Genomic DNA, 26,895 nt, shown 5'->3' on the forward strand with positions numbered 1-26,895 from the left:
TTTTCCTTAATCCAATGGACCCATGACACGACCTGCAAAACCGTACACTTCCCGTTTACCTGCCAAAGCGACCAGTTCAATATCACGGTTTTGACCTGGCTCAAAACGTACCGCAGTCCCTGCTGCAATATTTAGACGATAGCCTCGCGCTGCTTCACGGTTAAATTGCAAAGCATCATTGGCCTCATAAAAATGAAAATGTGAACCGACTTGAATCGGACGGTCACCGGCATTTGCCACGGTCATTTTTAAGGTCTGACGCCCCACATTCATTTCAATATCTAAATCAGGGGTAATCACTTCTCCAGGTATCATGTTTGACTCCTAGACAATCGGTTGATGCACAGTGACGAGTTTTGAGCCATCTGGAAATGTCGCTTCAACCTGTACTTCCCCAATCATTTCCGGAATGCCATCCATCACATCTTCGCGTTTTAATAACGTGGTGCCGTAATGCATCAGCTCACTGACGCTCATGCCATCACGTGCGCCTTCTAACAACGCGGCAGAAATATAGGCAATCGCCTCGGGATAGTTCAGTTTTAGCCCACGTGCTTTACGGCGTTCGGCCACCAAGCCCGCAGTAAAAATCAGCATTTTGTCTTTTTCAGTGGGATTGAGTTCCATATCTCGTTCCTAAGTTTGTTCTAAAGGGTGTAATGCAAAATGTGTGCTAAAAAATGATATTCCCTCTCCTTTCAGGAGAGGGTTAGGGAGAGGTAATAAACCCAATGTATTTACCCTCCCTCTAGCTCCCTCCCATTGGGAGGGAGAACTCCATTTTATGTCCGCCAAATCCTCGGAAATTCTTCATCTAAATCAAACCAGTCACGGCGCAGCTTGGCACGTATTGCGGCAAAGGCATCATGACACTGGCGTACGTCATCCCCCAGATAACGTGCTGTCACCACATCATCCAGCAGGGTTAACGTCACCTTAATATCCATGCGCATAATCAGCTCACGGATTTGATCAATCTGCTGATCTAAATAGAATTTTGAGCGGAATTTTTCTGGCGGCACTGCCCAGAAGCTAGCCATGACTGCATGACCGTTCATTCCCAAACAGGAGCTGAGCCAGCGGTCATTGCCACTAAAACTCAAACGGTCAGTGACCAGTAATTTATTGTTCCGGTACAGCTGAAATCGATTTTGATAACTGCCCTCGATAAATGTTTCATGGCGCGCCTGACGGCCCAGTACCAACATATCCCAACCAATAAAACTGGCGGCATCCTCCAAAATAACTCTGGTTTCAGAATTGGCATGTGCACCATTAAAGAGCATGGTTTCTTGTGGTAGCCATTCAAAAATAGAGGCATCTTTAACTGTAATATCAATATGTTGGAAAGCCTGTTTTTGATTGGTCTTGTACCATTTTCCTGCACCCGGCGTGGTCACCAAGGCATGTGCGGCCTGCTCTGCCGACATCTGAAAGGTTAAATGATCACCCCCGGCAATGCCTGCCGGTGGATGCACAATAATGGCGTGGCACACCCCGGTTTTTTCCGGCCACAGCATTTTTTGCACCCGAACAGGACCATGATGTTTACGATGTTCCAATACGGTGCGATTTTCTGCGCCTTTAAAGCCAAGTTCGAGCTGTGCAAACCAATATTGCACCGCAGGCTTCACTTCTGTTGCCACCAGCTGATTCATTTTGCTCAATTCGTATCTTTTTGAAGTCTATGCCCTGGCATTAAGCAATAACTGCACCAGTTTCTATCGGCGCAGATTTCGCTTTGGCTGACTGCCATTTCTTGCTATGGTGCATCTGCATAGGGAATGAGGATGTGAACAATATGCAAATTCGTGATCAAATTGTTTTAGTGACTGGCGGCGCACGCGGTTTAGGCCTGGCGATTACCCGAACCTTATTGGCGGAAGGGGCGCGTGTAGTGGTAAATTATTTAAACAGTGCCGCTGCTGCCGAGCAACTGGTGCAACAGTATCCTGAGCAGGTCTTTGCCTATCAGGCCGATGTCACTGACAAAGCCCAGGTGCAGGCACTCTTTGCCGCAGCCAAGGCGCGTTTTGGTCAGGCCATTCATAGTGTCATCAACAATGCCTTAATTAACTTTGAGTTTAATGGTGATGCCCGTCCCAAAGTCGAAGATCTGACGCCGGCCATCATGCAGCAACAGTTTGATGGTGCAGTTGTGGCTGCCCTCAATACCACCCAAGCAGCGCTTGAGGATATGAAAACTGCCGGATTTGGCCGTATTGTGAATATTGGTACCAACCTCGTGCAGAATCCGGTGGTGCCTTATCATGACTACACCACCGCCAAAGCCGCACTGTTGGCCTTTACCCGTACTGCAGCGCATGATCTGGGCCAATATGGTATTAACGTGAATATGTTGTCTGGCGGTCTGCTCCAAACCACCGATGCCAGCAAAGCCACGCCAGATGCGGTATTTGATTTAATTGCTGCCTCGACGCCACTACGCCGCGTTACCACCCCAGAAGAATTTGCCGCAGCTATTATGATGTTCCTGTCACCGTATTCGCGTGCAGTCACCGGGCAAAACCTGATTGTTGATGGCGGTCTGGTCAAAGGTTAACTGCAGTTTTGTGTGACTTTTATCACAATAAACTAATTTTTAAGCAGTTAAACCGGTTTGTCATGCTAGAGGTGGGCTGAATCCGCTAGACTATGGTCCATCCTCTCTTCGCTATTTTGCTAACATGAAACCCCTGTTTGCTTTGGCCTGCTGTACCCTGCTGAGCGCCTGTATGTTCGGTAACTCCCAAGAATTAAAACGCGCTGAACAATTACTGGCGCAATTTGAATGCCACAATATTGAAACCGCGCTAATGACACATAGTGCCATTAACAGCTATCACGAACATGCGCTGGTTGCCGCCCGGCAAAAAGCCAGCCGTTATGTCGAGCAATATCGGGAAGATGAACAGCAATCCAGCCTGGCGGTGGATGAAATTGTGCAGCAGCAATATCAGCTTTATACCGCAGCCTGCCAATCGTTGGGCGGGATTTTCCCCAAAGCAGAACAGCCTTAAATCAAAATTAGATATTTAGAAGTTTGATCACACAAAACAGCGGATCAATCAGAGAGAAGCTTCAATCTCTCACATCTTGATGTACAGCCAATGTTGATATTGAAAGTGCATAAATGAAAAGACAGGGTCGATGCCCTGTCTTCTTTTTTTAACGATGAACGATTATTCAGCCGGTTCTGCATAGTAACGGGTATCGACACTAAACTGTTCCGGGAATTTGGCGGCAATGCTGGCATAAAACGCCATGATTTCTGCCATGTCTTTTTCCATATCTCCCGATGGATAGACAATTTTACCTACCCCACATTTTTTCTGGGCGTAGTCCATATAGGCCAGTGCAATGGGCACGCCAGCCGTTACCGCCACATGATAAAAACCGGTTTTCCACTGTTCCTGTTTGGCGCGTGTACCTTCTGGCGTAACCAGCATCACCAGCTTGGGATGCTGCTTGAACAAATCGCTCATCAGCTGCACCATGCTCGGACGCTGCTCACCGGCTGCCTTCGGACGACGGTCAATGCCAATTCCGCCCATTGCACGGACAAAAGGCCCCAACGGAAACTTCATATAACTGTCTTTAATGGTCAGGCGAACATTCACGCCCAAGGCTTTAAGCGCCAAACGTGCATATAGTGCATCCCAGTTACTGGTATGCGGCGCGGCAATCATCACACACTGGTCCAAATCCAGCGGCCAGTGATTGTCAATTTCCCAGCCCATCAGCCCCAAGCTCTGTTCTGCCAACTTCTCAAACACAAGCACAATCCACACAATAAAAATTGCGCGAAGTTTAACAACTCAACAGATTTAAAAAAGAGCAGATTGCTGAATATTTAATCAATTAATATATAAATGTATAAAATTAGCCAAACCGTCAATCGCCATTCCTGCCAATCTTTCGGGTTTTTCTTAAATAAACCGGATGCCGGAAACTGAAAATAAATACTCACAGAAACCCAACAGGGCAATTTTTACAATCAGGCTATGCTGACCCTATCTGTCCTGTCAGGAGATTGATCGGTGAAAATAAAAATTTTGAGCCTTGCCCTCACGGCGCTGTTACTGGCCGCCTGTGATAACAATAAAACCCCTGAAACCGCCCGCGATGCAGAAACCACCTCGCCTGCCGCAGCCACTGACATGAGCGCCAATGATACAGCCGCCACCGCACTGGACTGGCCGGGAGAATATAAAGGGGTCTTGCCGTGTAGCGACTGCCAGGGCATTGAAACCGAGCTTGAGCTAAAAATGGATAAAACCTATGAGCTGAGTGAAGAATTCCTGGGCCGTGCCAATGGTCAGGAGTCCAAAATTACCGGTACGTTTGAATTTGACCCGAATGATCCTGCCGTTATTATTCTGGATCAGGCTGCCAATAACCGTAAATTCTTTGTCGGTGAAAACTTTATTGAAGCGCGTGATGTCAATAATGGCGACAATATTGATGCCAGCCAGAATTATCGTCTGCAAAAAGATCTGCAATAAAGCACAAGATCTAGCACTGCTAAAAGTCACCGCTTTGGTGGCTTTTCTTGTTTCAAAACGGTTTTTTGCCCGCGATAAAATTTGCTACAAAACAGCGGCTCAATTTAGCCCTCTGCTCTAGGCGAATATGCCCGAAAAGTTTATGTTTAATACCTTATCCAAAGATTGATCTGTTGCCATGTTATCTCGTCCTCTTCTTGCAATTAGCACCTTGTCCTTGTGTTTAAGTGGTTGCGGTGGGCAAGCTGAAAAAAGCAGTACCATGAGCAATGCCCAGGCCCAAACTGAAACCCAACCGCAAGACAGCTTGATGCCTGCTGCTGAAACAGCAGCACCACAGCCGGAGCCGCTGGCCGGTCACTACAAAACCATCCTTGACTGTGATGATTGCCAGCAGCGTATTCTTGAGTTAAAGATTCATCCGGATCAGAGCTACAGCCTGCAAGATACCCGTATCTATGCTCGCCGTCAGCGTAGCCAGAATACACAAGGTCAGGTCAGCTATACCAATGAACAGACTGCCCAATTAATCAGTACTGATCAACAGATTCAACAATTGCAGCCCACAGCAAACGGGCTGGAACTTGTAGATGCCTCATCCAAACAGCCAGCACTAAAACTGGAACGTGTTGCGACCATTGAAGTCAGCAATGCGCTGAAACATGCCGACATTCAGGCCGAACATATTGATAGCTTAAGCTTTCGCGATATTACCGATACCGTCAAAGCGCATGACTACTATATGCGTATTCATAACCAGTCAGATCAGCCGCTAAAACTGAAAGTCAGCGATATTATTCTGGTCGATCAAAACTATCAGGAATATAACGCGCTGGTTGATGAAAGCTTTTTAGAACCTATTCCGGCCCAGCAAACCCGCTACAATAAAATCAGCTTTAATTATCCGGACAATGCGGTGGCGGACTATATTAAGGTGAAATAGCTTTTCTTTTTTCTTTCATTTTCTATTCTGCCGTTTCTTTTTATCTTGCTGTACTGATCTTCTTTTTTCTTTCTTATTTATTCTTTTTATTCAAGCATAAAAAAACCCTGCAGATGCAGGGTTTTTTCTAAACCGTCTAACGATTAGCCGTTGAACTGGTTCATTGTGTTTTTCGCATCGTCACCCGCTTTAAGCGCGTTGTCACCAGCGAAGATTTCTTTGTGGTCATCACCGATATCAGAACCCGCCATTGCTTGGTGTTTCACACAAGCGATACCGCCACGGATTTCTTTACGTTGTACGCCAGCAACATAAGCCAACATACCTTCAGAACCGAAGTAACCTTGAGCAAGCTCGTGAGTAGACAGAGCAGCTGTGTGGTAAGTCGGAAGTGTGATTAAGTGATGGAATACACCCGCTTCACGAGAAGCATCTGCTTGGAATGTACGTACTTTTTCGTCAGCTTCAGCAGCTAATTCAGTGTTGTCGTACTCAGCACTCATTAACTTAGCACGGTCGTATGCAGATACATCTTTACCTTCAGCAACCCAACGGTCGTACGCTTGTTGACGGAAGTTTAAAGTCCAGTTGAACGATGGAGAGTTGTTATAAACAAGCTTCGCATTTGGCACAACTTCACGTACACGGTTCACCATGTGAGCGATTTCTTCAACGTTAGGCGTTGCAGTTTCGATCCAAAGCAGGTCAGCACCGTTTTGTAAGCTGGTTACACAGTCAAGTACAACGCGGTCAATTTGAGTGCCTTCACGGAACTGGTACAGGCCAGATGCTAAACGCTTAGGACGGTGTAATTTACCATCACGCTTGATCAGGATTTCGTCTTCTTTCGCTTCAGAGATGTCAATTTCTTGAGTGTCTAAGTAGCTGATGTATTGAGAAGCGATGTCGCCTTGCTCTTTAACCACTGGGATTTTTTGAGTCAAGTCAGCGCCTTCAGAGTCAGTACGCGCAACGATGATACCGTCGTCAAGACCCATTTCTAAGAATGCATAGCGAAGCGCGTGGATTTTCGCGATGAAGTCTTCGTGTGGAACAGTTACTTTACCTGCTTGGTGACCACATTGTTTCGCATCAGAAACCTGGTTTTCGATTTGCAGTGCACAAGCACCCGCTTCGATCATTTTCTTCGCAAGTAAGTAAGTTGCTTCTTCGTTACCGAAACCAGCATCGATGTCGGCAATAATTGGCACAACGTGAGTTTCAAAGTTGTCGATTTGAGCAGTGATTTCAGCTGCTTTAGCAGTGTCACCTGCGTCTTGTGCTTTTTTCAGTGCACGGAACAAATCGTTTAATTCTTTTGCGTCAGCTTGACGTAAGAAAGTGTAGATTTCTTCGATCAATGCAGGAACAGAAGTTTTTTCGTGCATAGATTGGTCAGGAAGTGGACCGAATTCTGAACGAAGTGCAGCAACCATCCAGCCAGACAGGTAGATATAACGCTTAGAGGTTGTACCGAAGTATTTTTTGTTCGCAATCATTTTTTGTTGCGCAACAAAACCGTGCCAGCAACCTAATGATTGAGTATACTTGCTGCTGTCTGCATCGTATTCAGCCATATCACGACGCATAATCGCAGCTGTATATTTAGCAATGTCTAAACCAGTTTTGAAACGGTTTTGCATCTGCATACGCGCAGCATCTTCAGGACTGATGTCTGCCCAAGTGTTACCGAATTTCGCTTTCAATTCGCGGATTGCATCAATCGCTGTTTGGTATGTAGTCATGATATTTTCCTGTATTAATTTTAGGATTTTCTCCAACGAAATGACTAAAATCATACCTCTGGATGTGTTCAGATTTAGAGCACTTCGTCGTGTTGAGTACAGATTAGAGTGAGTTAGAAAATTAATCCAATATCCTCAAAGAATCTTCACTATTTATTTAAAAAATATGTAGATCAAAGTCGTATCCGAAAATTTATATTACAAAACAAATATTTGATTTTTATTAAATAAATTTTATTTTACAATTCAAAAAACCGATTAAAAAACGCACCATTTGCTTTTTTTATATTCATTATACTTAAGTCGGGTACGGCTTTTTCCGTACAAAATCAAGGCAATATCCGGCTTATTTTTAGCTTGGTAGAGCCAACCTGACAGTGAATAGAAGAAGACCATGCTTGTGTTGAGTCGCTCAACTCAAGCATTTCTGCAGGTGGATGTGATGAGGTTTGAATCAACCCGACACGCGCTGATTGAAGCCGCTTAAACCTCGCGCGAATTGGGGCGAAAAACCCGGTAAATATGCAGGAATTGATCCGATCAGGGGACAGGCTTTTTCGGTAATTGTTCTACCCAAGCCTTCAGGCTTATGGCATAATCCAAATAATTTCTTGGGTTTATTTTCGGTATTTTTTTTATGAATCTGGAGCGGGTCGATCTCAACCTTCTAATTTACCTGGACGTATTACTTCGCGAAAAAAATGTCACTCGAGCAGCTGAACAATTGGGCGTTACCCAACCCGCCATGAGTAACATTTTACGTCGTCTACGTAACTTATTTAATGATCCCCTGCTCATCCGCTCATCTGAAGGGATGACTCCGACTGAACGCGCACTGGAATTACAACCGCGTATTCGGGATGCCCTGTCCGATTTATCCATGATTCTGGAACCCCGTACCGAGTTCCGCCCGTATACCTCCAATCGCGTATTCCGGATTATGACTTCAGATTATGCTGAAGCTACCCTAGTGCCGCGTCTGGTTAAAGCCTTGCGTTCTGAAGCGCCGAATGTGGTGCTCGACTTTCTGACCCCAAGTGATGTGTCCTATCGTGACATGGAACAAGGCAAGGTAGACCTAGCCATCAACCGCTTTAATGAAATTCCGCAAAGTTTCCACCAGGTACTGGTCTGGCGTGACAGTTTTTCCTGTCTACTCAATCAGAAACACCCGGCGGCCGGCAACCTGAACCTAAAAAGCTATTTAGATGCACAGCATATCTGGGTCTCTAAAACCGGTATGGGCGTTGGCTTTGGCGTTAATCCTGAAAAACAGGCCGGATTAGGCTGGATTGATCAGGCACTGGAGCGGATTGGTCAAAAACGTAAGATTTCGGTATTTACCCGTCATTATCAGATGCCGGCACTCTTGGCATCCAATGTGGATCTGGTGGCCACCTTACCGACCCGAATTGCCCGCTTACAGGCCAAAAGCCAGAATCTGCTGATTAAAGACCCGCCGTTTTATATTCCGGAATTTGAATTGAAGATGGCCTGGTGTCCGTTACTGCATCATCATCCGGCGCATCGCTGGTTACGCCAGCTGATTCTGTATGTGGCCCGTCAAATGATTGAAGAAGAAAACCGTGAGTTTTTAATGAATAACTCACAATTTTCTCACTTTTGACAAAAAACGCTCATAAATCTCTCTTTTTAAAGCTTATACTAAGATGAACATGAGTAGTGCCCGGTGCACTACTCGATATTTTTGACGTTAAAAATATTCAGAATAAAAATCCGCAGGTGGATTCGTGAGCCTCTTCCAGAACATTGTTATTATTTTCATACTGATTGCAGGAGCAGGTTTTTTATCACTGACCGAGATCGCCCTGGCCGGTGCGCGTAAGGTCAAATTAAAAATTCTGGCTGAAGCCGGAGATGAACGTGCGCAAAAAGTGCTGGATTTACAGGAAAACTCGGCAGACTTTTTTGCCGCCTCGCAAATTGGCTTGAATGCGATTGCCATTTTAGGCGGTATTTTAGGTGAAGGTGCTTTTCGCCCGTATTTTTATGATTTTGTCACCCGCTTCTATACCGGACCGTGGGCCGAAACCCTCAGCTTCGCGCTGTCTTTTACCTTAGTCACCTCTTTATTTATTCTGTTCGCCGACCTGATGCCGAAACGCCTGGCCATGATTGCACCAGAGAAAATTTCTATTTCCGTGATCAATCCAGTACAGGTATTTATTACCGTCTGCAAACCGCTGGCCTGGTTTATTAATGCCATCGCCAATATGCTGTTCCGGCTGTTTAAGGTCAATACCATCCGCGATGACAATATTACCTTTGATGATATTTCCGCAGTGATGGATGCCGGCGCCCAAGCGGGTGTGTTGCAAAAACAGGAACATCACTTTATTGAAAACGTGTTTGAACTGGAAGAACGTAATGTCCCATCCAGCATGACCACGCGTGAAAATGTGGTGTACTTTACCCTAAATGAAGCCGAAGACAGCATTCGCCAGAAACTGGCCGAGTTCCCCTATTCCAAATTTCTGGTCTGTAATGAGAATATTGATCAAGTGATTGGCTATGTTGATGCCAAAGATATTCTGGTACGGATTCTGAATAACCAGAAAATTAACCAGCTGAATGAATCAACCATTCGTAATGTACTCACCATTCCCGATACTCTGACCCTATCTGAAGTACTGGACCGCTTCCGTTCGACCAAAGAAAAATTTGCGGTGGTGATTAATGAATATGCACTGGTGGTCGGCGTCATTACCCTGTCCGATATTATGATTACCGTAATGGGCGACTGGGTAACCCCTATTGAAGAAGAACAGCAGATTATTAAACGTGATAATAATTCATGGCTGATTGATGGCAGTACCCCAATTGAAGACATGAAACATGCACTTGAAATTGAAGAAATGCCCGATGAAGAAAACTATGAAACCTTAGCCGGTTTTATGATGTATCAGCTGCGTAAAATTCCGCGTCCAGCCGATACCGTGTTATATGGCGGTTATAAATTTGAAGTGGTCGATGTCGATCATTTTAAAATTGACCAGCTGTTGGTGACACGTTTACTGGAAAATAACCAGCCGCCGGAACAGGAATAATCCATCTTCCTCCAATTAACAGCCATAAAAAACCTTCTAGACTCTAGAAGGTTTTTTTCATGCAGCAATTCACTTAAAACTGACGCAGCAATTCATCCAGCACCGCCTGATAGTGAATGGCAATGTCATCTTCCAGAATTTTATAGGCGCTGTCGAACTGCACCATTGGCCAGCCTTCTTTCCAGAACGGGAAAATATTGTGCAGGTCATGGGTCACAATCGCATCTTCACGGACAATAGCTTGTGCAATTTGTGCCAGTACCTGGGCGGTTTCTGCGCCATCAATGGCCAGATAATCAATCTGACGAGCTTTTAAAATACGAATCCGGTCTTTTTTATAGCGGATTTTTTTGGCTTGGGCTTCATTTAGGCTCAATGCCAGCGTCACCGCTTCAACAAATTTTTCTTCAAAAGATTGATGCAATGCCACCAAGGCCTGTTTATGCGCTTCCTGACGTCCCACTTTTCCACCTTTGCGGATAATCTCTTTGGCTTCGCTATTGAGCACATCATTCTTCATACTCTGAAGGATGTCTATAATTTCAATATCGCTTAAAGATTCAGGAGACTGGTCAATCATGAAATAGCCTTGGGCAAAAAGTAAAAGACTATTTTCGCATAATTTCGCTTAAAGCTCGACAGATTCCGTAGCAATTATGACAGGAATAAGGGGGCCAATTTTAATGGTCATCAAAACTCAAATGTACACCCACAACACGAATTAATGCAGATAATGGCTAAGGCTCTGCTCCAGCTCGGTTTGTAAATGCAGCGGCGCTACAATTTTGACATAGGGAATCCAGTAGCGCACCAGCGGATAAAGCTGAATATGATGGCGAATCTGGCAGGAAATCAGCAGGCTGCCACACGGCTTTTCTTCCAGGATCTGCTGCTTTGGAAACAGCCGGCGCTGTTTAAAATACAGCGCGGCATCTGCCGCAACCGATAAATGTACTTCCTGCTGTTCATGACCAAACCAGATACCTTCTTCATCTTCCAGCTGTTGCAGAATAGCCGGATCATGCTCAAACGGGTCCAGTTCATAGCTGAGTTCAATCTGCTCAATCAGGCTCAGGCGATACACTTTTAAGGTATCCGAATGCACCGCAGCCAGATACCAGTTACCATGATGATGAATCAGGCGATAAGGCTGCACCCGACGGGACTTGTTTTTATAGACAAAGCCAATGTACTGACGCTGCTGAATGGCTTGGGTCAGGGTTTTAAAATGTTCGGCATATTGGCTACTGTCTTCATAATCATAACCTTTGGCGGAAAACACCAGATTGGCACGATGATCCATCAGCTCACGTAGGAACGAAATATCCAGCGAGGGATAAAGATCGCTAATGCCCGACAACTGGGCAAAGTTCTGGATATCCTGAAGTTTAAACCGTCCCAAATAGGAAGCATCAAGATAGTATTTTTTGCTGCGTTTGTCCTGCAATAAAGGTAGATAGGCATTCAGCCGATCAAAGTCACGTTCAATGGTGCGGGTGCTGACTTTAAATTCCTGGGCCAGTTCCGGAATACTCAGCTGATGCCCTACATTGAGTTTGGTTAAAATACTGACCAGCCGTTCAGCCAGTCGTTCATGTGTTGAAGTAACACACTTCATGATACCCTCATGGTGCTGTTTTAAGGCACTGTTTTTTCTATCAATTAAACAACCGTAAATTAAAATTTATTAAATAAAAAATCATATAAATAATTAGACCAAAACTTAAATACATTTACGTTAAAAGTAAATCAAAATACGTATCACAAGGCTGCATTCAGCTTAGACTTAAGGCTTATTCTGATCTAGGCGATCAACATAACGCTCTAAATGCAGCATGGCACTATACACCCGGTGGATATCTGCCAGACCTATTTTTTGACGGATAATGGCCCGATGAATGCGCCTTAAAGCACGTATATTCTGGGTGGTGGTATATGCTGTAGATGAAATTCTCATGATTCTGCCCTCTGTCTCTTCATTGAAATATCCAGTTTATTTTTATGATGTCTGTTTTGGATGTGGGCTAATGTACAACACAGTTTCGACAGGTTGTGTCAAATACATCACATATATTTTAATTTTTAGTAAAACTTGTACAGTTTAAGTAATAAACATCAATGTACTAACTTGAGATAAGCATAAAAAAGACCGGCTATAGCCGGTCTTTTTTAGATGCCGAATTAAATAATTTCTACCACAACCTTGCCAATATGATCACCGGTATCCATAGTCGCATGCGCTTCCTGGATCTGATCAAATTTAAAGGTTTTAAAAATCATCGGCAGACATTCACCTTTGCTCAATAATGGCCACACTGTGTCTTGCAAGCCTTGGGCAATTTCAGCTTTTTCTGCAGTATTACGCGCACGCATGGTCGAACCGGTAATGGTCAGGCGCTTCATCATAATCGGGCCAAGTTTCACATCTTTGGCTTTGGCACCGCCCAAGAACGCGATATAAACCAGACGACCATCACGGCGTAACAGGTTCAGGTTACGTTCCAGATAAGGTGCACCAACGATATCTAAAATAACATCGACGCCGCCATTGTCAGTCTGTTCATTAATCACCTGCTCAAAATCTTGTGTCTTGTAGTTAATGGCGGTGGTCAGGTGTGAAATAGCCGCAACTTTTTCATCTGAACCGACAGTCGCAAAGGTTTTCATGCCCAGCGCATTACATAACATCAGCGCTGTGGTGCCAATACCGCTGCTGCCGCCATGTACCAGTACTGTTTCGCCAGCCTTGGCTTGTCCCATCTGGAACACGTTTGCCCACACGGTAAAGAAAGTTTCAGGAATGGCGGCAGCCTGTACAAAACTCAAGCCTTCAGGAATGGTCAGGGTCTGGCTTTCCGGAACCACACAATATTCTGCATAGCCACCGCCATTGGTCAGGCCACAAACTTTATCGCCGACTTTAAATTTGCTGACCTCTGCGCCTACAGCTACCACTTCACCTGCCACTTCCAGACCCGGCACAGGTGTTACCCCTTTCGGCATTGGATAAAGGCCTTGGCGCTGCAAGATATCCGGGCGGTTTAAACCAAAGGCATGAACCTTAACCAGCACATCATTGGCTGCCGGTGTCGGAATAGCCACACTTTCATAGGCCAGTTTTTCCGGGCCGCCTGGTTCTGTAATAATGACCTGCTGCATCGTCGCTTGTGACATGGATTTTCCTTAATTGTTCAGTGCAAGTTTCTGTGCTCTATTTGAACATAGATAAATGACGGAATGAAGCCAAGCCGGACTTATGTATAATGAGATGTATATTTCGCAGATTGATAACTCAGGTGAGCCATGACCCAAGTCATCGACTATAACGAAAATAATTACAGTGAATTTGAATGGTTTGATGGCTTTGCCGTGATCCGCTTTTATGCAGACTGGTGTGCACCCTGCGTACAGAATTTTCCGGTGTTTGCCGAACTGGCCGGCTATTATGCCTACCATCAGCCAGAGATTAAATTTGGCAAGATCAATGTCGATCAATCTCCTATTCTCACCCTGCGTTATCATGTCTATGGATTACCTTCGACCCTGATTTTCAAGCAGGGACAGATCATCCACAGAATTGCAGGGGTCAAAAGTCTGACAGAGATGAAATCTATTCTAGCGCAGCTTTTGGATGATTCTTCTCAGCCTGTAGATTTAAGAGAATAAATGCTATTTTCTATTTCACTGAAGTTTAGATTGCCCACCTTAAAATTTAGTGGGTTAAAACCACGTCTGATCGCCCTTGAGCATACGCTCACCCCTCTCCTCCGGATAGTAAAGTAGTGAATAGTCATCCGCCCGATGATCAGCACTATGCTTAGCGCAGCGACTGCTATTTTTTGCACTATGATAAGCAGATTGAAAATTCTCCTGATCACTCTCGATGGATTTTTCAATTATTCGTCATTTAATCGTAACCACACTTTGATTGCTCTGCCTGAACTCTACTGGCACAGCCAAACATAAGCGCAATATAAATAAAATCTTGTGTATCTTCCCGCTCTACACCAGATTGTATAGAGTAAGAATATTCGCGTAGATCATTAAGTTTGAAATAGACACAGCAGTCCCACCAAGAATCTAAAAGCCATAAAAAAAACCCACCTTGCGGTAGGTTTTCTTTAACCAGCCCAGTCTTATAGACGAACCAGCTCCACAATTTTCTCAGCCAGTTCTTCAACGGCTTCGGTGCCATAGCTTACGTCAGTGCCTTCAGCAACATCGGTGACCACCACAACACCAGTTTCACGAAGTAATGCCACTTGATCAGCATTCAGACCCGCTTTTGCAATTGCAACTACACCTTGCTGAATCAACAGACTTTCCAGCGCTTGTGCATTTTCCAGTGCTTGTGCTGTTACAGTCACCGCAGCAGGTTTTTGACCTAAACGGGCAGCACGGTCTTCCGCAGTCACAGGTTCATCATGCGCAGTCCATTCTACCGCTGCTTCCACCATGCCCGCACCAACGGTCACGTTGCTTAAACGGTCAATGAAAATAAACGAGCCGGTATAACGGCTGTCCTGATAACGGTCAAATACCACTGGCGCATCAAACTCGATCTGAACATCAGCAATCGCGTTCAGTTCCAGCTGCTCTACCTGAGTTTTTTCCAGCGTATTCACGTTTACACGATAGTTAATTTCAGCAATTTTGGCAGGAACAGTTTGCGTACCGAGCTTAATGTTGTACAGCTTGCCTTTGACCAGTGGCTGATCATTCATCCACACCACAGTTGCGCGTGCAGAACGTGAAATTTCCGGTTGATCGCCCGCTTTGACCAGCAGGTTACCGCGTGAAATATCAATTTCATCATTCAGGGTAAGGGTAACGGCCTGACCGGCAAAAGCACGTTCCAAATTGCCATCAAAAGTTACAATGTCTTTGACGGTAGAACGTTTGCCTGATGGCAACGCGACAATTTCATCACCCACACGGATGTCGCCCGAAGCAATGGTGCCAGCAAAACCACGGAAGTCGAGGTTTGGACGGTTGACATATTGCACCGGGAAGCGGAATTCGTTTTTACCTGAAGTCCGGCTAATTTCCACGTTTTCCAGCGTTTCCATCAAAGTTTCGCCGCTGTACCACGGAGTATTGGCCGACTTGTTCACCACGTTATCGCCATTCAGGGCAGAAATTGGCGTGAAAATGATATTGGCCGGTTTACGGTCACCAAGCTGGTTCACGAACTCGTTATATTGCGCCTGAATTTCATTAAAGCGCGCTTCAGAGAATTCCACCAGGTCCATTTTGTTGATGGCAACAATAATGTTCTTAATACCCAGCAGGCTGGCAATAAAGGTATGACGACGGGTTTGGGTCTGCACGCCATAACGTGCATCAATTAAAATAATCGCCAGATCCGCAGTTGATGCACCAGTGGCCATGTTACGGGTATATTGCTCATGTCCCGGGGTATCGGCAATGATGAACTTACGCTTTTCAGTCGAGAAATAGCGATACGCCACATCAATGGTAATACCCTGCTCACGTTCTGCCTGCAGGCCATCGACCAGTAAAGCCAGGTCAGGTGCATCCCCTGTCGTCCCGACTTTTTTCGAGTCACGGGTTACCGCTTGCAACTGATCTTCATAAATCAGTTTTGAATCATAAAGCAGACGACCAATTAAGGTCGATTTACCATCATCGACGTTACCGCAGGTCAGGAAACGCAATAAGTCTTTATTTTCGTGCTGTTTTAAATAGGCCAAAATATCTTGGCTAATGAGTTCTGATTGATGAGACATTGCTCAAACTCCACAAATTCTTTAGAAACCGGTTTAATCTCCCTCCCCCCTTTTACCTAGGGGAAATTTTCTCTCTTTAGAAAGAGAAGTCGGGAGAAATTAGAAGTAGCCCTCTTGCTTCTTCTTCTCCATCGAGCCGGCTTCATCATGGTCAATCATACGACCCTGACGTTCCGAGCTGGTGGCCAGCAACATTTCCTGAATAATTTCGGGCAAGGTATCTGCGCCTGACTCAACTGCGCCGGTCAGTGGGTAACAGCCAAGTGTACGGAAACGTACCGATTTCATTTGTGGCACTTCGCCTTCATGTAAACGCATACGCTCATCATCAACCATAATGAGTGTGCCGCTACGTTCTACCACTGGACGTTCAGCAGCAAAGTACAATGGAACAATTGGAATCTGCTCGAGATAAATGTATTGCCAGATGTCCAGCTCGGTCCAGTTCGACAATGGGAACACACGAATGCTTTCGCCTTTGTTGACCTTACCGTTGTAAAGATTCCACAGTTCTGGACGCTGGTTTTTCGGGTCCCAACGGTGTTTGGAATCACGGAAAGAATAGACACGTTCTTTGGCACGTGATTTTTCTTCGTCACGGCGCGCACCACCAAATGCAGCATCAAAACCGTATTTATCCAGCGCCTGTTTCAGCCCCTGGGTTTTCATGATGTCGGTGTATTTCGAGCTACCATGATCAAATGGATTGATTCCGGCGTCACGGCCTTCCTGGTTCTGATGCACAATCAGATCAAAACCATGTTTTTTGGCCATGTTGTCGCGGAATTCAATCATATCTTTGAATTTCCAGCCTGTATCAACATGTAACAGAGGGAATGGAAGTTTTGCAGGATAGAAGGCTTTCAAGGCAAGATGCAGCATCACCGCAGAATCTTTACCAATCGAGTACAGCATAACCGGATTTTCAAACTCGGCAGCAACTTCACGGATGATATGAATACTCTCAGCTTCAAGCTGTTTCAGATGAGTAAGTCTTTCCTCATTTAATGACATGGACAACACCAGCTTAAATCAACGTGTACTTATTACACTTTATAAAATTTATATTCATTATAGAGATTTAGTTATCTGTACTATTGCTTGTTTTATTATATTAATATGCAAAAACGTCATATACAGGATTACTGATATTGCTATCAAAGTTTACTCATACCCTGCACAGCATCGCTAATTTTTAGCCTGATCACTATTTTCCAGTCGCCGTTTTTATGCTCACTTCTATCTATTGAGTTATTGTTAAAAGCTCTAATAGATCGCTTCATTTTTCAAGTGAAACACCTAAAATAAAACAAATTTTAATTTTTTCTGATTGCTCCCATGCCTTATAGTCATTACGATTTAGCCACCTTAAAAGCCCAGCTGGAACAGGCGCAGCTTGCCGGCTTTCTGTATCAGCATCAGCAGCACATGCTGGTGTTGCAGGAAGCGTTTGATGAAGATGGTTCTGCACTAAATACCTTTGTCCAGCACGAGTTCAGTGCCGATCAGATCGGGCTGCAATTTGGTCTACGACTTTCGGACCATAATATCGAGTTTTTGATTGGTCTGACCCACAGTAATCAGGATCGTGGTTATGAAATTGGTGCCGGCAATTTAAAAGGTGACCAGAAAGCCTTTAACCTGATGTATGCCTTTTATAATTATCCAAAGGCCTTTTATCTGGTCAGCATGCCACTGGCCTCCACCTCAAGCCAGCTGGAACAGGCCATTGAACAGCAACTGTTCCAGCGCCCGGAACTGGCCTTCCTCGACACCGCAGTCAAAACCAATCCAATGGGTGAACAGGTGCAGTGGATGAAATCGTTTATTGTGCAGCAAAGCCTGAACATGAAAGTGCGTATTCAGACCAGTTTAATCTAAGCGATTCTTCTGATCTGTGCTTTACGTATAGCTTGATGATACTCAAACAAAAAAATAACCCGCGAGATTCGCGGGTTATTTGATGTAGCAGATTTTAGTTCTTGTGACGCATATGCGGGAACAAAATCACATCACGGATACTTGGTGCATTGGCGAACAACATCACCAGACGGTCAATCCCGATCCCTTCACCTGCTGTAGGTGGCAAGCCATATTCCAGTGCTTCAACGAAGTCTGCATCATAGTGCATCGCTTCATCATCACCAGCATCTTTCTCAGCCACCTGTGCCTGGAAACGCTCCGCCTGATCAATTGGATCATTTAACTCTGAGAAGCCGTTTGCCAGCTCACGACCACCAATGAAGAATTCAAAACGGTCAGTGATGTGCGGGTTCTCATCATTACGGCGAGCCAGCGGTGAGGTTTCTGCTGGGTATTCAGTAATGAAGGTTGGCTGACGCAGTTGAGTTTCAACCGTTTCTTCAAACACGATGGTTTGCAGCTTGCCTAAACCAAAGCCCGGTTTTACCTGCTCTTTCAGTTCGTTTTGTACGAAGTTGGCCAGAAATTCACGGTCATTGACGTTTTCAGGCGTGAATTGCGGGTTGTGCTCAAGAATCGCATCAAACATCGAGATTTTCTTGAACGGACCTTTGAAGCTATACACTTCATCGCCATACGGCACATCGGTCGAACCCAAGATGTCGATGGCCAGTTTCTCCAGCATCTGCTCGGTCAGTTCCATCAAATCTTTGTAGTCTGCATAGGCCTGATAGAATTCAATCATGGTGAATTCCGGGTTATGACGGGTCGATACACCTTCGTTACGGAAGTTACGGTTAATTTCGAACACGCGTTCAAATCCGCCCACCACCAGACGTTTTAAATAAAGTTCTGGCGCAATACGCAGGAACAATGGCATATCCAGTGCATTATGATGGGTTTCAAATGGACGCGCCGATGCACCACCTGGAATCACGTGCATCATTGGGGTTTCAACTTCCATGAAACGTTTTTCAGTTAAAAACGCACGGATGCCCGATACCACTTTGGCACGAATTTCAAAAGTCTTACGGGTTTCTTCGTTTACAATCAGGTCCAGATAACGCTTACGATACTTCACTTCAGTATCGGTCAGGCCATGGAACTTGTCTGGTAATGGACGCAGCGATTTGGTCAGCAATTCAAAGTGCTCGATATGCACATATAAATCACCTTTACCTGAACGGCCGATATAACCTTTAACAGCAATAATATCGCCGAGGTCCAAACCTTTAATGGTTTCCAAGGTTTCAGGGCTAAGTTCTTTACGGGCCACATACAGCTGGATACGACCCGTCATGTCCTGAATTACGATAAATGAACCACGGTTGAGCATGACACGGCCAGCCACCGACACATACACCTTGTCGCCGCCTTCAATTTCTTCTTTAGATTTGTCGGCAAACTGTTCTTGTAAATCTTGCGCGTAATGTTCACGCTTGAAGGTGTTTGGCCATGGGCTACTGTTGCTTTCCTGAGCCTTTTCTTGGATTTGCTTTAACTTGGCATGACGCTGTGCAATTAAATCGTTTTCGGAAATAGTGGGTTCAGAAGTCGACTGAGCGTTTGGTTGCGTCATCTCTGCCTCGAAAATTACTAAAAAATGAAGTGCAATAGCATAGCAGATTTATTTGGCTTTTCGTATGCTCTGCTGAATCCTAAGCCATTTTTTTCATTTTCTAAACCTCTGCTAAACAGCACCTCACCTTTTGCTGAACTGTTAGACCAATAGCTAACTTCTTTCTTGCGTCACCACTCTTACAATAAGCAAGAGAAATTAATTGAAAAGGGAACTTTTCAACTATTCAATAGACGCTTGAGTGTGAATGAAAACAATGAATAGATGCACCTCGAAAATCCTATTTCTGCATGGGCTGGATTCCTCACGTGAATCGAGTAAGTTCCATGCCATCTGCGCAGATAAAAAATACTGTATTACCGTGGATTATCGCAATCTGAACTACCAGACGGTGGCCAGTTTCTATAACGATATTATTGTTAAAATCCAGCCTGAAATTATTGTCGGACATAGCCTCGGCGGCTATTGGGCCTTAAAGATGTCGGCGCTGCATGGTATTCCCTGCGTGATTGCCAATCCGAGTTTACAGCCCGACTTTCGACCGGACTATCCGCAGATTTCCGAACAGGAACTGGACCATGATATTCCGCAGCTGGCCTATCTGGAACTCGGCGATGAACAGCTGGACATGCACTGGGTACAAACCCAGCTGGAAAATTACATGCCAATTCATGCTTTTAAAGGTGGTCATCATCGGCTGGTGTGTCCGGAAAATATCAATCCTTTAATCTGGCAACTGGAACAGCAATCACTGCACAAATAAAAAAGCCTTGCACTCGGCAAGGCTTTCTAAGTTTCACAGGGTAGTGCCCAGACTTAAGCCACTGCTTCCACCGGCTTAGAGCGTTCATCCAGTACCGACCAGATGTTCAGACCCAAATCTGCGTGTAAATCTGGTAAATCCAGGAAAATGCTGGCACCCAGAATTTCATGCTGACATTTTTCCGCCAGTTGTTTCACTGCTTTTAAGGTACCGCCAGTCGCTAATACATCATCCACAATAATAACTTTCTTACCGGTGACATCTGCCGCCATTTCCAGACGGTCCAGACCATATTCCAGGCTATACCCCACACCTACTACCGGTGGTGGTAATTTACCGGCTTTACGCACCAGCAATAAGCCCTTGCCAGTACGCTGTGCCAACAGGCTAGCCAGCACAAAACCACGTGCTTCTACCGCAATAAAGCTGTCTACTTCAGCCAGTTTTTCTGCAGGAATACTTTCAATTAAAGCATCTGTCAACGGACCAATATTTTTCATGAATAAAGGGGTCAAGTCATAAAAACAAATACCGGCTTTAGGAAAGTTTTGGACAGTACGAATGTGAGACCACAACGTTGTAGACAGCTTGCTCATAAGGAGATCGGAGAGAGATTAAAAAGAATAGGTGAATTTTACAGCGTCTTGACCACGAAGACCAGCCAAAGTCCACCCTTCAGGTTTAAATAAAACCCGATTAAAATTAGTAAATCATTGTTTTTATTATTGGTATTTTTATACTAAATAACCAATATAGATTATCCTAATTATAGAATAGCCTATTTAAGCAAAAATAGCTGTCCGACTTTAGTCGAAATTTAGGTGATCTCTCATATATTTTGAAAAGATTTGCGCTGGTTTTTAGTGTGCATATTGTCCGACACTATGCAATGTTTGAGATTTTAAAGATAAATTTTGTCCTTCTTAGCCATTCAGCTTTAGAAATGAAGCATTAGACTCCGATATTTACTTTACTTTAACCTCATAACTGCGTAAAAATTTAAGCGAATATGAAGTGTTAAAATCATATCAACTGAGTCATGCTGGTTAGGGAATTTTTTGCCGGTCAGGTTTATTGAAGATCGGCTTTTGGAGAGTCAAATGAAAAAGTATCAATGCATCGTTTGTGGATGGATTTATGACGAGGCAGAAGGCTGGCCGCAAGATGGCATCGTCGCGGGCACCAAATGGGAAGATATTCCAGATGACTGGACCTGCCCGGACTGTGGCGTATCTAAAGTCGATTTTGAAATGGTCGAAATCTAAGTACGCCTCGAAGACCATAACTGCATGGTCTTTTTTTATGTCTTGAAACTTATGCTCAACCTTTTATGGAGAAAATAATGCATCCGATTGTCATCATTGGTTCTGGTATGGCTGGCTATACAGTCGCCCGTGAATTTCGCAAACTGAACCCTGAACAGGAACTGGTCATGATTTGCGCAGATGATGCAATCAACTATGCAAAACCTACCCTCTCCAATGCCCTGGCCGGCAAAAAAGCACCCGAACAGATTGCGCTGGGGGATGCCGCAAAAATGGGGGCACAGCTGAATATGCGTATTGAAGTGCATACCTGGGTCAAAGCCATTGATGCCGAGCAGCATCTGCTGACTTTAGAGAAAGATGGCGTCGAAAGCCAGCAAGCCTATGCCAAACTGGTACTGGCAGTCGGTGCCAACCCACTTCGTCTGGCCATTTCAGGTGATGGCAGTGATGATATTCACGTGGTCAATAATTTAAATGACTATAAAGCCTTCCGCGAACAGCTGGCAGCGCGTCAAGACAAACGTGTGGTGATTTTAGGCGCGGGCCTGATTGGCTGTGAATTTGCCAATGACCTGCAAAATACCGAGCATCAAGTCACGGTGATTGATCTGGCACCTCAACCGCTGGGCCGTTTATTGCCTGAATTTATTGCCACTGCATTTAAACAAAACCTGGAAGAAACCGGGATTCATTTTGTCTTGGGCACCACGGTCGATAAAGTATCAAAACTGGAGAAGGGCGATTATCTGGTGACACTGGCTGATGGCCGCAGCCTGAGTGCCGATGTGGTGCTATCCGCCGTCGGTTTGCAGCCGAATATCACTTTAGCCAAAGAAGCCGGCATTCATACCAGTCGCGGCGTGCTCACCAATGGCTTACTGGAAACCAACCTGGCTGATATTTATGCGGTGGGTGACTGCGCTGAAGTCAACGGGACTTTATTACCTTATGTCATGCCAATCATGCAGCAGGCACGTGCGCTGGCCAAAACCTTAAATGGTGAAACCACGCAGGTACACTACCCAGCTATGCCGGTTGCAGTGAAAACCCCGGCGGCACCATTAACAGTGTTACCTGCTCCGGTAGATGTAGAAGTGACCTGGCAAAATGAAGAACTGGACGATGGCATGATTGCAAAGGCCTTTGACAGCAATGCCACCTTACGCGGCTTTGTGCTGCTCGGGCAAACAGCCGGCAAACAGCGCCTGGCTTTAAGTAAACTTGTTCCTGACTTGATTCCAGCGGCAGTTTAGCGCTTTAATCCATCAGGGGTGCGCGATCACCTTGAAGAAAGGAATATAAGAATGAATAGTTTGCGGTTAAATGTTTCACCTTACAGCAGTTTTATGCACGAAACCAAAGTCGACTTGGGCAATGGCATTGAATTGCATGTCGAAATGGGTGGCGAAATTGGCAATCCGACCATTTTACTGGTCATGGGACTGGGTGCGCAGCTGCTGTATTGGCCGGACTTTTTCTGCAAGTCACTCATTGACCAAGGCTTTCGGGTCATCCGTTTTGATAACCGCGATATTGGCCTGTCCTCCAAAGTACGCCATCAAGGCGAGCGCTTGAATACCCTAAAACTGATGGGCCGTTTTGCCTTGGGTTTAGAAAATCAGGGGGCGCCTTATAACCTGTATGATATGGCCGATGATGTGGCCCTGCTGATTGATAAACTGGAGCTGGAACAGGTTGATGTGATTGGCGCCTCAATGGGCGGCATGATTGCGCAGATTCTGGCGGCCCGCTATCCGGACAAGGTCAGAAAACTGGCGCTGTTATTTACCAGCAACAACCAGCCTTTCCTGCCGCCACCTTTCCCGAAACAGCTGTTCAGCTTAGTGGGCAAGCCGGCATCCAATGATGAAGAAGGTATTATTAACCACAGCCTGAAACTGTTTAAAGTGATTGGTTCGCCGGGTTATCTGAATGAAATGGAAGCGGTACAGACCGCCCGTAAATTATATCAGCGAAGTTACCATCCAGCGGGTGTACTTCAGCAGTTTTTAGCAATATTATGTACAGGCTCATTGCGCAGTCTGGACAAGCAGATCCAACATCCTACGCTGGTTGTTCATGGTTCTCGTGACCGCTTACTTCCACCTGCACATGGTAAGGCTGTTGCGAAAGCAATACCTGACGCTAAATTTGAATTAATTGAAGGAATGGGGCATGATATCCCTCCGCATTTCATTCCATATCTTAGCGAATTATTTGCTCATCACTTTAAATTATAAGCATTAGGACACTATGGCTGCATTACCATCCTTAAGACAGCTGTCATACCTCGTTACACTGTCTGAAACGTTGCATTTTACAGAAGCGGCGCGCCGTTCATTCGTGACTCAATCGACATTGTCGGGCGGAATCATGGAGTTAGAGCGCTTATTGGGTGGCGTATTGGTTGAACGCGATCGCCAGAATGTACGTTTGACTCCTCTCGGTGAACAAGTTGTAGCCCGAGCGCGTGTTCTATTGGCCGATGCACAGGACTTGATGCGTCTAAGCCGTGAAATGAGCGAGCCCTTAACCGGCGACCTGCATTTAGGTGTAATTCCAACCATTGCACCGTTCATTTTGTCGCAGCTGTTAGATGAAGTGCATAAGCAACTGCCAAAAATCCAGTTACACCTGCATGAAGCACAAAGTGAAAAAATTGTAGAAAAACTGGAACACGGTAACCTGGATATGGTGTTACTGGCGCTACCGTTTGATACCCGCAGTCTGAAAGTTGCTGAAATTGCCAAAGAAAATCTGGTACTGGTCCACCATAAATCCGATGCACACTCGGCTCAGGCCAAATCTTTAGAAGATCTGGACCTGTCTCGCCTGATGCTGCTGGAAGAAGGCCACTGCTTGCGTGATCATGCCTTAAGTGCCTGCCCAATTGGCGAGCGTAAAAATGATCATCGTTTAAAAGCCAGCTCGCTACCAACCCTGGTGGAAATGGTATCAGCCAACCTCGGCTTTACCTTACTGCCTGAAATTGCCATTCATACCAATATGATTCAGGCCAATTCAGAGCTGGTGGTGAAACAGATTGACGCGGCGCCTACCCGTACCCTGGCCTTAGTAACGCGTAAGAGTACTCCGCTGCAAAGCGAATTTGATGTGTTATTGCAAATTCTGCAAAAAATCTCGCACAGCTAAGTTCTTCAATACCCATAAAAATAAGGAGCATCAGCTCCTTATTTTTTTAGCGGATAAAAGCCTGACATTCTTTAAATGTCAGGCTTGCTTCGCTTACTGAATCATCTCGATCAGGGTGCGCTGTGCATTGGAAGCCGGCTCACCTTCTGCGGCCTGTGCACGAATCCAGGTACCATCTCCCTGCAGTAGCCACGCCTGCTGGTTATCTTGCAGATAAATTTGCAGACCTTGCTGATAAATACGTTTTTTCAGTGCCGGATCTTCAATCGGGAAGCAGGCTTCCACCCGGTTAAACAGGTTACGGTCCATCCAGTCAGCACTTGAACAGTAAATACGCGCATCACCATTATTGCTGAAGTAATACACGCGGGTATGTTCCAGGAATCGGCCGACAATGGAACGTACCCGGATATTTTCCGACAGCCCCGGCAAGCCCGGACGCAGGCAGCAAATCGAACGGATAATCAGGTCAATCTGCACGCCAGCCTGGGAAGCCTCATACAGTTTATTGATCAGCTGCATTTCGGTTAAGGCATTCACCTTCACAATAATTTGAGCTGGTTTGCCAGCTTTGGCATTGGCAATTTCATCATCAATAAAGTTGATCAGCTGGGTATGTAGGGTAAACGGCGCATGCAGCAGCTTTTTCAGCTTGGCCATTTTGCCCATGCCGGTCAGTTCCTGGAAAATGCGGTGTACATCTTCACAGAGTTCCTTGTCTGTAGTCAGCAAGCCGTAGTCGGTATAAATCCGCGCATTACCGGCATGATAGTTACCGGTGCCCAAATGCACATAACGCACCAGCTTGTTGTTTTCACGGCGCACCACCAGAATCATTTTGGCATGGGTTTTATAACCGACAATGCCATAGACCACCACCGCGCCGGCCTCTTGCAGCACGTTGGCCACGGCAATATTGGATTCTTCATCAAAACGCGCACGCAGCTCAATGACCGCGGTCACTTCTTTACCATTACGCGCCGCTTCCGCTAAGACTTGTACGATTTCAGAATCGGCACCACTACGGTACAAAGTCTGTTTAATTGCCAGTACCTGCGGGTCACGCGCCGCTTCACGCAGCAGGTTAATCACCGGGGCAAAGGATTCAAACGGATGATGCAGCAAGATATCCTGCTTTTGCATGGCCGAAAAAATATTCTCGGACTTTTTCAACACTTTCGGAATCACTGGCGTATGTGAGTCATAACGTAAATGTGGACGTTTAAAGTTAGACAATAAACGCGCCAGATTCACTGGACCATCCACTTTATAGAGCTGGTCTTCATGCAGATCAAACTCATTTAGTAGATATTCATAAATCGGTTGCGGACAGTTCTGGGTCACTTCCAGACGCACCGCGCGGCCAAAACGGCGGGAGTTCAGCTCGCCTTTCAGCGCTTTGGCCAGATCTTCGACATCTTCGTTTAAGGCCAAGTCAGCATTACGGGTGACACGGAACTGATAACAGCCAGTCGCAGTCATGCCCGGGAACAGGTCCGATACATGCTCATGAATAATCGCAGACAGCATCACGTGATGTTCTTTACCACCGGTCAGTTCATCTGGTAAACGCACCACACGTGGTAAAGAGCGCGGCGCTGGCACCACGGCCAAGTCAATCTGACGGCCGAAGGCATCTTTCCCTTCCAGCGTCACAATAAAGTTCAGGCTTTTATTGACCAGACGCGGGAATGGATGAGCCGGGTCCAGGCTGATTGGGGTTAAGACCGGTGCCACCTGTTCCTGAAAATATTTTTTCACCCAGGCCGATTGGGCTGGCGTTAGTTCACCACGGCGCAAGAAACAGATATCTTCTTCACGCAGTTTAGGCAGAATTTCCTGGTTTAAAATACGGTATTGGCGCTCAATGGCAGCGTGGGCAGTTTGTGAAATCTGCTCCAGTACCTGTTTTGGAGTCAAGCCATCCGGGCTACGGCTTTCATTACCCAAATCCAGCTGTTCCATCACCCCTGCAACACGAATTTCAAAAAACTCATCTAAGTTACGTGAAAAGATGAGTAAAAAGTTCATACGTTCCAGCAACGGATGCAAAGGATCGACTGCCTGCTCCAGCACGCGCAAATGGAAATCGAGGATAGAAAGCTCACGATTGATGTATCGATCATTATAGGTATAGTCTATTTGCGCAGGGGTCGCGCTCGCTGCCGTATTCATATGCACCCTATGACTTTTTCTCA

At 45.5% G+C, this 26,895-nt stretch carries 27 protein-coding genes; 13 read left to right on the forward strand and 14 right to left on the reverse strand.

All coding sequences use genetic code 11. The features are described from left to right. Positions 1 to 6: 6 nt before the first annotated feature. The 3 genes from P253_RS15990 to P253_RS06900 form a co-directional block, all read right to left on the reverse strand. On the reverse strand, positions 7 to 315 hold the full coding sequence (locus tag P253_RS15990) for an urease subunit beta (protein WP_016659272.1): 309 nt from the start codon (positions 313 to 315) through the stop codon (positions 7 to 9). Positions 316 to 324: 9 nt separating this feature from the next. Beyond that, positions 325 to 627: an urease subunit gamma gene (ureA, locus tag P253_RS06895; RefSeq protein WP_016659273.1), complete on the reverse strand. Its 303-nt coding sequence runs from the start codon at positions 625 to 627 to the stop codon at positions 325 to 327. Between the two features lie 155 nt (positions 628 to 782). Further along, complete coding sequence (locus tag P253_RS06900) at positions 783 to 1,658, reverse strand: urease accessory protein UreD (protein WP_016659274.1); 876 nt, start codon at positions 1,656 to 1,658, stop codon at positions 783 to 785. 143 nt (positions 1,659 to 1,801) lie between these two features. On the opposite strand from P253_RS06900, the gene P253_RS06905 reads away from it, so the two are divergent. Further along, positions 1,802 to 2,563, forward strand: a complete 762-nt coding sequence (locus tag P253_RS06905) for a 3-oxoacyl-ACP reductase (protein WP_016659275.1) — start codon at positions 1,802 to 1,804, stop codon at positions 2,561 to 2,563. 124 nt (positions 2,564 to 2,687) lie between these two features. Further along, positions 2,688 to 3,020, forward strand: coding sequence for a hypothetical protein (locus P253_RS06910; RefSeq protein WP_035363247.1), 333 nt, complete (start codon positions 2,688 to 2,690; stop codon positions 3,018 to 3,020). Positions 3,021 to 3,182: 162 nt separating this feature from the next. On the opposite strand, the gene P253_RS06915 is transcribed toward P253_RS06910, so the two are convergent. Then, on the reverse strand, positions 3,183 to 3,776 hold the full coding sequence (locus tag P253_RS06915; protein WP_016659277.1) for a 1-acyl-sn-glycerol-3-phosphate acyltransferase: 594 nt from the start codon (positions 3,774 to 3,776) through the stop codon (positions 3,183 to 3,185). Positions 3,777 to 4,040: 264 nt separating this feature from the next. Here P253_RS06915 and P253_RS06920 point away from each other — a divergent pair, with 264 nt between their 5' ends. Then, a complete protein-coding gene (locus tag P253_RS06920; protein WP_005179322.1) occupies positions 4,041 to 4,505 on the forward strand; it encodes a copper resistance protein NlpE in 465 nt (154 codons plus the stop codon). Positions 4,506 to 4,683: 178 nt separating this feature from the next. Next, on the forward strand, positions 4,684 to 5,448 hold the full coding sequence (locus tag P253_RS06925; RefSeq protein ID WP_005179324.1) for a copper resistance protein NlpE N-terminal domain-containing protein: 765 nt from the start codon (positions 4,684 to 4,686) through the stop codon (positions 5,446 to 5,448). A 143-nt stretch (positions 5,449 to 5,591) separates the two neighbouring features. Here the strand turns inward: P253_RS06925 and P253_RS06930 are convergent, their stop codons facing one another. Beyond that, complete coding sequence (locus P253_RS06930) at positions 5,592 to 7,193, reverse strand: isocitrate lyase (RefSeq protein ID WP_016659278.1); 1,602 nt, start codon at positions 7,191 to 7,193, stop codon at positions 5,592 to 5,594. 637 nt (positions 7,194 to 7,830) lie between these two features. Between P253_RS06930 and P253_RS06935 the strand changes: the two genes are divergently transcribed. Further along, on the forward strand, positions 7,831 to 8,820 hold the full coding sequence (locus P253_RS06935) for a LysR family transcriptional regulator (RefSeq protein ID WP_016659279.1): 990 nt from the start codon (positions 7,831 to 7,833) through the stop codon (positions 8,818 to 8,820). Positions 8,821 to 8,944: 124 nt separating this feature from the next. Beyond that, complete coding sequence (locus tag P253_RS06940; protein WP_005179329.1) at positions 8,945 to 10,261, forward strand: polyamine export protein PaeA; 1,317 nt, start codon at positions 8,945 to 8,947, stop codon at positions 10,259 to 10,261. Between the two features lie 73 nt (positions 10,262 to 10,334). Here the strand turns inward: P253_RS06940 and P253_RS06945 are convergent, their stop codons facing one another. The 4 genes from P253_RS06945 to P253_RS06955 all read right to left on the reverse strand — a co-directional run bounded on the left by P253_RS06945 (position 10,335) and on the right by P253_RS06955 (position 13,435). Further along, positions 10,335 to 10,841, reverse strand: a complete 507-nt coding sequence (locus tag P253_RS06945) for a hypothetical protein (RefSeq protein WP_016659280.1) — start codon at positions 10,839 to 10,841, stop codon at positions 10,335 to 10,337. Between the two features lie 141 nt (positions 10,842 to 10,982). After that, the gene (locus tag P253_RS06950; protein WP_005179331.1) at positions 10,983 to 11,879 is read right to left on the reverse strand and encodes a helix-turn-helix transcriptional regulator; all 897 of its coding nucleotides are present in this window, start codon (positions 11,877 to 11,879) and stop codon (positions 10,983 to 10,985) included. Between the two features lie 168 nt (positions 11,880 to 12,047). Beyond that, positions 12,048 to 12,218: a hypothetical protein gene (locus tag P253_RS15870; RefSeq protein WP_005179332.1), complete on the reverse strand. Its 171-nt coding sequence runs from the start codon at positions 12,216 to 12,218 to the stop codon at positions 12,048 to 12,050. 224 nt (positions 12,219 to 12,442) lie between these two features. Beyond that, positions 12,443 to 13,435, reverse strand: a complete 993-nt coding sequence (locus tag P253_RS06955; RefSeq protein ID WP_016659281.1) for an NAD(P)H-quinone oxidoreductase — start codon at positions 13,433 to 13,435, stop codon at positions 12,443 to 12,445. A gap of 129 nt (positions 13,436 to 13,564) precedes the next feature. Here P253_RS06955 and P253_RS06960 point away from each other — a divergent pair, with 129 nt between their 5' ends. Further along, positions 13,565 to 13,927, forward strand: coding sequence for a thioredoxin family protein (locus P253_RS06960; RefSeq protein WP_016659282.1), 363 nt, complete (start codon positions 13,565 to 13,567; stop codon positions 13,925 to 13,927). 470 nt (positions 13,928 to 14,397) lie between these two features. On the opposite strand, the gene cysN is transcribed toward P253_RS06960, so the two are convergent. Both cysN and cysD read right to left on the reverse strand, forming a co-directional pair. Next, complete coding sequence (gene cysN, locus P253_RS06965; protein WP_016659283.1) at positions 14,398 to 16,011, reverse strand: sulfate adenylyltransferase subunit CysN; 1,614 nt, start codon at positions 16,009 to 16,011, stop codon at positions 14,398 to 14,400. Between the two features lie 99 nt (positions 16,012 to 16,110). Further along, positions 16,111 to 17,025, reverse strand: a complete 915-nt coding sequence (gene cysD / locus P253_RS06970; protein ID WP_005179347.1) for a sulfate adenylyltransferase subunit CysD — start codon at positions 17,023 to 17,025, stop codon at positions 16,111 to 16,113. 324 nt (positions 17,026 to 17,349) lie between these two features. Between cysD and P253_RS06975 the strand changes: the two genes are divergently transcribed. After that, entirely contained in the window at positions 17,350 to 17,892 is a 543-nt protein-coding gene (locus tag P253_RS06975) for a hypothetical protein (protein ID WP_016659284.1), read from the forward strand. A 94-nt stretch (positions 17,893 to 17,986) separates the two neighbouring features. Here P253_RS06975 and lysS read toward each other — a convergent pair whose 3' ends face one another. Then, a complete protein-coding gene (lysS, locus tag P253_RS06980) occupies positions 17,987 to 19,513 on the reverse strand; it encodes a lysine--tRNA ligase (protein ID WP_005179355.1) in 1,527 nt (508 codons plus the stop codon). Positions 19,514 to 19,769: 256 nt separating this feature from the next. Here lysS and P253_RS06985 point away from each other — a divergent pair, with 256 nt between their 5' ends. After that, positions 19,770 to 20,276, forward strand: coding sequence for a YqiA/YcfP family alpha/beta fold hydrolase (locus P253_RS06985; protein WP_034598188.1), 507 nt, complete (start codon positions 19,770 to 19,772; stop codon positions 20,274 to 20,276). A gap of 53 nt (positions 20,277 to 20,329) precedes the next feature. Here the strand turns inward: P253_RS06985 and P253_RS06990 are convergent, their stop codons facing one another. Beyond that, on the reverse strand, positions 20,330 to 20,872 hold the full coding sequence (locus P253_RS06990) for an adenine phosphoribosyltransferase (protein ID WP_016659285.1): 543 nt from the start codon (positions 20,870 to 20,872) through the stop codon (positions 20,330 to 20,332). A gap of 504 nt (positions 20,873 to 21,376) precedes the next feature. Here P253_RS06990 and rubA point away from each other — a divergent pair. The 4 genes from rubA (at position 21,377) to oxyR (ending at position 24,697) form a co-directional block, all read left to right on the forward strand. Next, positions 21,377 to 21,541: a rubredoxin RubA gene (rubA, locus tag P253_RS06995; protein WP_005179369.1), complete on the forward strand. Its 165-nt coding sequence runs from the start codon at positions 21,377 to 21,379 to the stop codon at positions 21,539 to 21,541. A gap of 77 nt (positions 21,542 to 21,618) precedes the next feature. Then, the gene (locus P253_RS07000) at positions 21,619 to 22,797 is read left to right on the forward strand and encodes an NAD(P)/FAD-dependent oxidoreductase (RefSeq protein WP_016659286.1); all 1,179 of its coding nucleotides are present in this window, start codon (positions 21,619 to 21,621) and stop codon (positions 22,795 to 22,797) included. Between the two features lie 51 nt (positions 22,798 to 22,848). After that, positions 22,849 to 23,784, forward strand: a complete 936-nt coding sequence (locus P253_RS07005) for an alpha/beta fold hydrolase (RefSeq protein ID WP_016659287.1) — start codon at positions 22,849 to 22,851, stop codon at positions 23,782 to 23,784. A 13-nt stretch (positions 23,785 to 23,797) separates the two neighbouring features. Then, positions 23,798 to 24,697: a LysR family transcriptional regulator OxyR gene (gene oxyR / locus P253_RS07010; RefSeq protein WP_005179377.1), complete on the forward strand. Its 900-nt coding sequence runs from the start codon at positions 23,798 to 23,800 to the stop codon at positions 24,695 to 24,697. Between the two features lie 93 nt (positions 24,698 to 24,790). Here oxyR and ppk1 read toward each other — a convergent pair whose 3' ends face one another. Next, positions 24,791 to 26,872 carry a polyphosphate kinase 1 gene (ppk1, locus tag P253_RS07015; RefSeq protein ID WP_005179379.1) on the reverse strand — a complete coding sequence of 694 codons (2,082 nt, stop codon included), beginning with the start codon at positions 26,870 to 26,872 and terminating at the stop codon, positions 24,791 to 24,793. Positions 26,873 to 26,895 lie beyond the last annotated feature (23 nt).

Origin of the sequence: Acinetobacter indicus CIP 110367 (assembly GCF_000488255.1) — a bacterium.
In the GTDB taxonomy this organism is placed as follows: Bacteria; Pseudomonadota; Gammaproteobacteria; order Pseudomonadales; family Moraxellaceae; genus Acinetobacter; species Acinetobacter indicus.